The 8,804-nt window shown below is 48.1% G+C and carries 9 protein-coding genes; 2 read left to right on the top strand and 7 right to left on the bottom strand.

The window, feature by feature from the left end; genetic code table 11:
- Positions 1–142 precede the first annotated feature (142 nt).
- From BIZ37_RS28015 to cmoA, 5 genes are all read right to left on the bottom strand, one after another.
- Positions 143–1,111 carry an alpha-L-glutamate ligase-like protein gene (locus BIZ37_RS28015; RefSeq protein ID WP_107298681.1) on the bottom strand — a complete coding sequence of 323 codons (969 nt, stop codon included), beginning with the start codon at positions 1,109–1,111 and terminating at the stop codon, positions 143–145.
- Positions 1,112–1,120: 9 nt separating this feature from the next.
- On the bottom strand, positions 1,121–2,626 hold the full coding sequence (locus BIZ37_RS28010) for an inactive transglutaminase family protein (RefSeq protein WP_107298562.1): 1,506 nt from the start codon (positions 2,624–2,626) through the stop codon (positions 1,121–1,123).
- A 20-nt stretch (positions 2,627–2,646) separates the two neighbouring features.
- Positions 2,647–3,414 (bottom strand): ATP-dependent zinc protease, encoded by a 768-nt coding sequence (locus tag BIZ37_RS28005; protein ID WP_187464332.1) that lies wholly within the window; start codon positions 3,412–3,414, stop codon positions 2,647–2,649.
- Between the two features lie 90 nt (positions 3,415–3,504).
- Positions 3,505–4,479 carry a tRNA 5-methoxyuridine(34)/uridine 5-oxyacetic acid(34) synthase CmoB gene (gene cmoB / locus BIZ37_RS28000; protein ID WP_187464331.1) on the bottom strand — a complete coding sequence of 325 codons (975 nt, stop codon included), beginning with the start codon at positions 4,477–4,479 and terminating at the stop codon, positions 3,505–3,507.
- 14 nt (positions 4,480–4,493) lie between these two features.
- Entirely contained in the window at positions 4,494–5,222 is a 729-nt protein-coding gene (cmoA, locus tag BIZ37_RS27995; protein ID WP_187464330.1) for a carboxy-S-adenosyl-L-methionine synthase CmoA, read from the bottom strand.
- Between the two features lie 442 nt (positions 5,223–5,664).
- Between cmoA and BIZ37_RS27990 the strand changes: the two genes are divergently transcribed.
- Together BIZ37_RS27990 and BIZ37_RS27985 are read left to right on the top strand one after the other, a co-directional pair.
- Complete coding sequence (locus BIZ37_RS27990) at positions 5,665–7,062, top strand: cytochrome c peroxidase (protein ID WP_187464329.1); 1,398 nt, start codon at positions 5,665–5,667, stop codon at positions 7,060–7,062.
- Positions 7,063–7,295: 233 nt separating this feature from the next.
- On the top strand, positions 7,296–7,778 hold the full coding sequence (locus BIZ37_RS27985; protein ID WP_187464328.1) for a phosphate-starvation-inducible PsiE family protein: 483 nt from the start codon (positions 7,296–7,298) through the stop codon (positions 7,776–7,778).
- Between the two features lie 58 nt (positions 7,779–7,836).
- Here BIZ37_RS27985 and BIZ37_RS27980 read toward each other — a convergent pair whose 3' ends face one another.
- Entirely contained in the window at positions 7,837–8,349 is a 513-nt protein-coding gene (locus BIZ37_RS27980) for a VOC family protein (protein ID WP_187464327.1), read from the bottom strand.
- Between the two features lie 229 nt (positions 8,350–8,578).
- Positions 8,579–8,804: hypothetical protein (locus BIZ37_RS30315; RefSeq protein ID WP_222939869.1), on the bottom strand; the 226-nt coding region annotated here is incomplete at its 5' end.

The raw sequence follows: 8,804 nt of genomic DNA, 5'->3' as shown, positions 1-8,804 counted from the left end.
CTCATTAACCAACATATAAAAAATCCCTACCAACAAAAGCTGGTAGGGATTATTACGCAATATTAGGATCGTTCAAGTGCCTTAAACGATCGGCATTACAGCACATGGCTGGGGCTTGAAATTTTAGGTTTCGAGACTAGCGCTAGAACTTTGATTTTACGCCAAATTGATCTGCAGCGTAGGCAACTCGCTCTTCCGGTGTCGGTGGCTTGGCTGGCACGCCTAGGTTCTCAATATGCTGTAAGCGCGGTAACAGACCGGCACCATTTGCCGTCTGAATTGCCAGGCCTGGACGCGCATTGAGCTCAAGTACCATCGGCCCATAGACCTTGTCCAGAACCATATCTGTACCCATATAGCCAAGGCCAGTCATTTCCCAGGCGCTAGAGGCGAGGGTGAGCAGCTTGTGCCAGTTCGGTACCGCGAGCTCACTTAGCAGGCGGTCAGTATCCGGGTGACGTTCGACCGGCTGGTCAAACTGAACCGCTCGGATAGCCTTACCGGTCGCGATATCAATACCCACCCCGACCGCACCTTGGTGCAAGTTAGCCTTACCGTCGGAAGCTGCCGTCGAGCAACGCATCATCGCCATTACTGGGTAGCCCTTGAAGACAATAACCCGGACGTCAGGGACACCTTCGTAGCTGAAGCCATCGAATACATCGTCGAACTGGATCAGGTTCTCGATCATCGCCACGTCATTCTTACCACCTAGCGAGAATAGTCCCGCTAAGGTGTTGGTAATGTGACGCTCGACATCTTGCTTGTTCATTTCGGCACCGGACGGTTTTACATAGATCCCGTCCTTGTGTTTGACCACAACCAGAATGCCTTTACCACCGGAGCCCTGGGCTGGCTTGATAACAAATCCCGGCCAGTCTTTCACCATGTCGTGTACACGCTTGACGTATACCTGGCTGTCGATAACACCAATCAGCTCCGGGACCGTGGCCCCGGCTTGTTTGGCAATCAGTTTGGTCTTGAGCTTGTCGTCAACCAGCGGATACAGGCTACGGTCGTTGTAGCGACCGATGTAGCTGTGGTTGCGCTGGTTCATCCCCATGATCCCGCGCTCGCGCAGCTTGAACGGGGACGTAAACTGTGAAAACAGTGACATAGTTTAGTCCTCCGCTAATGGCTTGAAGCGGCGTAGCTCGCTCAAACGGTAACCCGTGTAGTTACCTAGCATCAGGATAAGCGCCAGGATGATCAGCTGAATACCGATAAAGTTGAATGTCAGGTGACGGATCAATGGGTTAGTCATCGCCAAGTAAACGAAGACCGCGGTAAGCAGCGAGCCACCACCTTGGATCAATACTTCCTTCGCCCCTTCCTCTTCCCACAGGATAGACATACGTTCGATGGTCCACGATAGGATGATCATCGGGAAGAAGGTGATAGTCAGGCCTTCTACCAAGCCAATCTTGAAGGCAACAACGGTGAAGACCGAGATAATCATGATAACCGTGATGATCACCGCAGATATCCTTGCCACCAGTAGCAGGTTGAGCTTGGACAGGTAACTACGGATCACCAAACCGGTACCGACAATCAGCAAGAAACCAAGGATACCGGTAACCAGCTGGGTCTGCACAAATGCGACCGCGATCAGAACGGGCATAAAGGTACCAGAGGTCTTCAGGCCGACGATGATACGCAGGAATACCACAATCAGGGCACCGATAGGTACTAGCATGATGGTCTTGAACATGGCTTGTTCTTCAACCGGCAGGCTATGGATCGAGAAGTTCAGTAGATCTTCGGCCTGTACCTTTTCGCGAGTTGCCTGCTGCGGGGTGATATCCTGGGCAATAATCGAGAAGCTGATGTTGGAGTTACGACCACCGATCACATCAAGCAGGGAGTGACCTTGCTGGTTCCAAAGCAGGATGTTGTCTGGTTTGCCTTCTTGGCCGGTTTGAAGGTCAAACAGTTCCCAAACCTGACCGTTCCACACTTCAACCATTGGGGTAATGCTCTGGCGACGTCGGCCATCTTCCAGTTGCAGGCCACCAACGATACGGGCATGAATTTTCTCTAGGGACAGTAGGTTGATAATCGCTTGCTCGCGACTCAAACTGTTTAGCAACAAGGCCGCATTTTGGTTATTGCGGTCGTTGAATTGCTTGATTAACTCACGGGTCAGGGTGACGTTGTCAGAAGACAGGCTGCGGGCTTGGTCGAGCAGGGCAGTCGCAGCGGTTTGCTGCGGGTTATCTAGGCTTACCGCAACGGTATCGCCTTTAGGCGGTACCATATTGAAGCTTGCCTGATCATCGACCAGCATTTGGGTTTTGTAGTAAAGGATTTGCTTGCCGGTCGCTTCGCGGATCGACCATTCTGCTCGGCGGCCTTTGTTGGTATCAATCAGCGCGACGCCATAACCCGGTGATGAGGTACTCTCATCAATTTGCGTGAACCCTTGCTGGGTTTCCGGCGCGGCCATAGAGACTTTTACTGGGTCACCAATAGCATCGAATTCAATTCGAGCCTCGAGCTCCCATAACGCGCGTTCTTCACCTGGCGTCCATGGCACCCCGTAGACATCGTGGCGGTACATACTCAGTGCCGCCCCTGCGATGACTAGCAGGGTAATAAGAAAATAAAACGGGATTCTTGATGTCATGACGTCCTCATCATTTGTTATTAGTTTTGTTGTACTTGTTGTTCATTCATTCCTTGAACAAACTTTTTACCTACGTCAACAAGCGCTATGTCTTTGAAAAACTCTCGCCCTAATAATACTGGATAGGTCATTTGTGTGCGATCTGCCAAAGTAAATTGTGCTTTTTCATGAAGCTGGCCGAGTTTTACCCATGCTTCGATGACAGGGCGACGGTTTACGCCGTTAGCACTGGCTTGGCGGATTTTGACCCAACGAACCACAGGCGCCTCGACAATATCGGCCTCACTCGGGTTTTCATCCGATGTGTGGTTCATATTAAAGCGTGCCCATTCCTTGCCATCACGCTCGAAAATCTGGATGTTGGTGGCACTGACCGATGAGGTCGTTGCGCCGGTATCAACACGGGCTTTGTAAAAGCTCTGGGTAGCGTCCAGCCACACCCATTCCTCTTCCCCTAAAATCACCTTGCCATGGGCAACGCGAGGGTCATTATCAATGATGGCAGGGATAGGAGCGGCCTCTTCTTCCTCTTCGGTATAAGCCAGCAAGGTAGAATCGGTGTAGCGTTGGCTCATATCATCAGAAAGAGTAGAAATTTGCCTCTCTAACTTATCAATATTAGCGTTTTGGTCATCAATTTGTTTGATCATGGTTGCAAGCTGGAAATTTACACGATCTTCCATGACGTTAATCGCTTGCATAGTTTGCTCATGGTCTTGTTGTGGCTGGGTAAGGCTACAGCCAGAAAGGACGGCAAAGGTCAGTAATGGTACAAAGCGGCGAAGCATTATATCTCCCGGAGGTACTTCTAATTTTTTCTTAGGCGGCAATATTTTAACTTACAAAAAGGGATGCGAACAGCACCCCCTTGTCAGTAGTTAGTCAGGATTTCGTGCGACTAGCACGGCACGCTTAGGTGCAGGGTACCCTTCGACCGTTTTTGTCGGGTCGTTAGGGTCCAAATATTCCGGTAGGGAATTGTTGGTCATCCAGTCAGTGGAGCGTTGTTCGTCGATAGTGGTCACACACTCGTCGACAATTTTAACGTCAACCAGACCACATTTTTCCATCCATACTTTCAGCGCTTTTGCTGACGGGAAGAAGTAGACATTATGCATCTGGGCGTAGCGGTGGGTCGGTACTAATACATCATTTTCATCACCATCGATGACCAGTGTTTCCAAAATCAGCTCGCCATCTTTGCGGAGTTGGTTCTTGAGTTGGATGATGTGATCAAGCGGAGAGCGGCGGTGGTAAAGCACACCCATCGAGAAAACGGTATCGAAAGCCTTCAGCTCAGGTAGCTGTTCAATACCCAGCGGCAACAGGTAAGCACGATCGTCCATCCCCATCAGGCGTTTGATGGCCTCGAACTGGATCAGGAACAGGTTTGAAGGGTCGATACCTACGGTCAGTTTGGCTTCTTCGCCCAACATACGCCACATGTGGTAACCGTTACCACAGCCAACATCCAGTACGGTGCGGCCTTTGAGTGGTGAGATATGTGGTAAAACGCGGTCCCATTTCCAATCTGAACGCCACTCGGTATCAATATGGATACCGTGCATTTCATAAGGGCCCTTGCGCCATGGGTGAAGCAGGCGCAGCAAGCTCTCAAGGCGTTTTTGCTCGCCTTCGGCAATGCCATCCTCATTACGCACGCTGACCGCTTTTTTCAGGTCAATGATATCAGGCTTGTCGGTTGGGAATTTTTTAAGGGCACGCATCCAGCGTCCCATATCACCGTGAGCTTTTTCTTCCCAATCGCTCAATTGCTTTGGCAGGGTGTTTAGCCAAGGGCGCAGTGTTTCATGCTGGGCAAGGAGCTGGTAAAACTCAGCAAAAGTAAACATAGACAATAGAAACCTTATTTAATGGCAAACATCGAGCCGAAGTTGAAGCATTGGAACCAGACTTCTGAGCTGGTGAAGCCGATTTTTTCAAAGCGTTGTTTATGGGTATCGATGCTGTCTGGCAGCATAACGTTTTCGATGGCACTGCGTTTCTGGCTGATTTCCAGTTCGCTGTAACCATTGGCACGCTTGAAATCGTGGTGCAGGTCGATGAGCAGCTCGTGGGCACGCTCATCGTCGAAGATGTATTTTTCCGACAGGATCAAAATACCGCCTGGGCGCAGGCCAGCATAAATTTTCTCTAGCAGGGTTTGGCGATCATCGGGTGCCAGAAACTGCAAGGTAAAGTTAAGTACCACCACAGAGGCATCGCTGATCTCGATATCGCGGATATCAGCTTCCACAACCTGTACCGGTGTGTCTGAGCGGTAGGCATTAACGTGCAGGCGGCAGCGTTCTACCATGGCGCTGGAGTTATCGACTGCAATGATTTCACAGCCTTCCTGCTGGATATGGCGACGCATTGATAAGATCGCCGCACCTAGGGAGCAGCCTAGATCGTAAACTTTCGAGTGCGGTTTGGCGAAGCGTTCAGCCAGCATTCCAATGGCTGAAATGATATTGCTGTAGCCCGGTACCGAGCGCTGGATCATATCCGGAAAAACTTCGGCTACGCGTTCGTCAAACGTAAAATCACCGATTTTATCTATCGGCGCCGCAAAAATATTGTCGTGACCGGCCATCTTCACGAACCTCATCTATATAAAAAACAGGGATCCCAAATGATAAGTATGAACTTTTCTGCGCCTAAGGCGTCAATCAACATACTGGGGTGATCCATCACCGCTGAAAGGTCGCGTATTGTAGTGAAAATCCGGCCATTTGTCTTTAATGTTTTTGTTACTGCCCTGTGCTACCCCTGCTGCAAAATAGGGTAGGAAGCCGAGTTTAGTTTTTCCTGACTCCAGCCAAAAGCCAGAAGGCGAAATGTAACAAAATGTTTGTTGCTGTTATGTGTAAAATCAACACATATCCCTCCGATAGTGCACCAGACAGCTTATAAATAAACCTATAGTTGTTAAGGTTATGTTTTATCGGATAAATCAATCGGCCTTTACGCTTTTTTCAATTGGAAAGGTGGTTTCCTAGCTTTTATCTTCCCCGCATATTTAGGGGGAGTAGTAAATGCGTAAATTCTATTATGCGGTCGGTGTGGGCCTTGTCGGCTACCTGGCCTCGGTCTACACGGTCGATAAGTTTGACCAGCAACTGGCGGTAACCCGTTACCATGAAATTGCCAAGCAGGACATCAGCCCGCTTTCTACGGCGGCATTCGATGTACTGAACAAAAACGGTTGTTCATACTGCCATACCAGCGATAGTGAAATGCCATTCTATGGCGACCTTCCGGTTGCTAAGCAACTGATGGACGCCGATGTCACCCGTGGTATGCGCCACTTCAATATTGAAGCCATGATGGAGCAAGTTCGCACCGGTGAATTGGTGTCAGAAGTTGACCTAGCTAAGTTGGAGTCGGTAATGGAAGACAATTCGATGCCACCGGCGTTGTACCTGACCATGCACTGGCGCTCTAAACTGTCTGAAGAAGAAACAGCTACGCTGCAAGATTGGGTGAAGCAGGAGCGTTTGCGTCACCACCAAGGCCAGGCCAACATCACCGAAGAATTTAAGCATGAAGCGGTGCAGCCGATCCGTACGACTTTCGATGTGGACATGGCAAAAGTCGAACTGGGTAACAAGCTTTATCACGATACCCGCCTGTCTGGTGATAACTCCGTATCTTGTGCAAGTTGCCATGGTTTGGAAACCGGTGGTGTAGACCGACTAGTGACCTCTGTAGGTGTCGGCGGTGCAATTGGCCCAATCAACGCACCAACGGTGTTTAACTCAGTGTTCAATACCCACCAGTTCTGGGACGGTCGTGCACATGATCTGCAGGCACAGGCAGGAGGTCCACCGTTGAACCCATTGGAGATGGCTTCTGACTCTTGGGATCAGATCATCGATAAGCTAGCGGTTGATGACGAAATGAATACCGCCTTTGCTGCCATCTATGCAGAAGGTATTACCGAGCACAGTATTACCGATGCGATTGCTGAATTTGAGAAAACTCTAGTGACACCAAACAGCCGCTTCGATCAGTTCCTACGTGGTCACCATGATGCGTTGACTGAAGATGAGCAAGAAGGCTATGCATTGTTTAAGCAGTACAAATGTAGCACCTGTCACGTAGGTGAAGCGATGGGTGGCCAGAGTTTTGAAGTTATGGGCCTGAAGAAAGACTACTTTGCTGATCGCGGCAATGTTACTGATGTTGATAACGGTCGCTTCAATGCCACCGGTGATGACAATGATATGCATCGCTTCAAGGTACCAACCCTACGTAACGTCGCTCTTACCGCACCATATTTCCATGACGGTAGCGTAGAGACTCTGGCAGAAGCAGTCGATAAGATGGCTTACTACCAAGTAGGCGTCCAGCTATCGGAAGCTGAGATCGGCAAGATTACCGCGTACTTAGAAACCCTTAACGGTGAGTACAATGGCCAAATTTTGCAGTAATAGCCACATTCTATAACTGCAAGATAGAACACCCCGTAGTTTAAGCCTGCGGGGTGTTTTTTTATGGAGCGTGTTACCAACAGGACAAGTGTAGGAGAAATCGTTAGTTAAAATCAGCAATTATCAAAGTTAAGGATCAAATATAACTTGTTAGTATTTAGAATTATGAATACCAACAAATTTACTCTTTGCTACCGGCAAGCCCTCATCGATAGCCCTTTGGGAGATTCTGAATGAAAAAAGATCCGCATGATGAGTTACCGTTAGATGACCCTAATCGAATAATTCGTTTTAGTCATTTGGCAATTCGTCTCGCTGTTAAGTGTCTAGCCGTTTTGATGGTTGTTGTGATTTATTTTGGCATTGCCGATGTTTTATATGTTTTGTATCAACGGTTAACCTCTGACCCTTTGTATTTACTCGACATTAGTGACATCTTCGAGACGTTTGCCGCTTTCCTTGCTGTCCTTGTTGCCATTGAAATTTTTGTCAATATTCGAATTTATCTCAAAAGTTATGAATTTCCTTTAAAGCTGGTTATTGTCACTGCTTTAATGGCAGTCGCCCGAAAAATTATTGTGCTTGATTTCAATAAAATTGAGTCAGCAGAAGCGTTTTCTTTGGGGGCAATTATGTTCGCTTTAGGGTTAACCTATGGTGTGATAGTCATTGTTGATAACAAAAGACAACAAACAGACGTTAACTCCCTTCAGTAAAGTTCGCTTGCCGTGGCTTTATTCATTATCACAAGCCAAATTAATTCAGCCCTGAGCTTTACTCCCCATACTGAATCAGTTCGATCCGCTCGCCGTCGGGCCCCAGAACAAAAGCGATGGTTGCGCTCATACCTTGGGCACTGACTTCTGTTGGCGGTGTCACAGCCATTGCACCAGCCTGTAGGGCTTGGTTGTATGTGGCATCGATATCTGTGACGTTTAGGCCGAAGTGATTGATCGGTTGCTGGAAGGATTGACGTTGTTCTATATCGCCATCACCGAAAATTTCGATGATACTGCCGCTATCGTCTTGAAGCATGGCTCCATGCATGTCGACGGTCTTGGCATCCGCACCACTGCCCAAGGTCATGGTTTCCCAACGAGTTTTCAGTTCGAAGTTAAATGCCTTTTGGTAAAATTCGATGGTGCTGTCGAGATCAACGACTCTCATAGCAACATGGTCAAGGCGCACGACTGAAGCTGTATCTTCTTGGCTATTGGAGTCGGTTGATGCCAGTGCTGGGTTAAACGTAACAAGGGCCGTGACAAACAGGGCAGTGATTATTTTCATGATGATTCCTCAACAATAATGTTGCTTAGGCAAAGGGGGAGTGCCCAGGTGCTTGTTAAGTTATCATCTGCCTAGATAGTGTTTAGGTCATTTGGTGACAGATCGCTGTTACACAGTGTTGTTATAACAAGGTGATCTGCGGATCAGGCTCAGCCTTGGGTAACTCGACATCGGGTAGGCGAGAGATCCAATATTCATGTGTTTTCCCGTTTGAATAAATTAATTTCAATTATTGTCTCTTCAAACTAAGCTCTATTTTCAAAATATCAATTTGAGCACGTAGTTTCTTGTTTTCTGTTTGTAGTTGAGCTAAGTAACAGCTTGAATCATTATCTTTATTAGTTACTGAAGAGGATAAAAATGTGTTTTTCAACCTCATACATGGCTTTTCAATATAACGCCATGAAAGCATTGCACATAATGTAGTGAGGAAAGTAGATAAAAAGAAAAGTACC

Source organism: Photobacterium sp. BZF1 (assembly GCF_014349205.1).
Classification (GTDB): domain Bacteria; phylum Pseudomonadota; class Gammaproteobacteria; order Enterobacterales; family Vibrionaceae; genus Photobacterium.
Note: the sequence above shows the minus strand (reverse complement) of the source record. Positions and strands in the feature narration are given on the sequence as shown.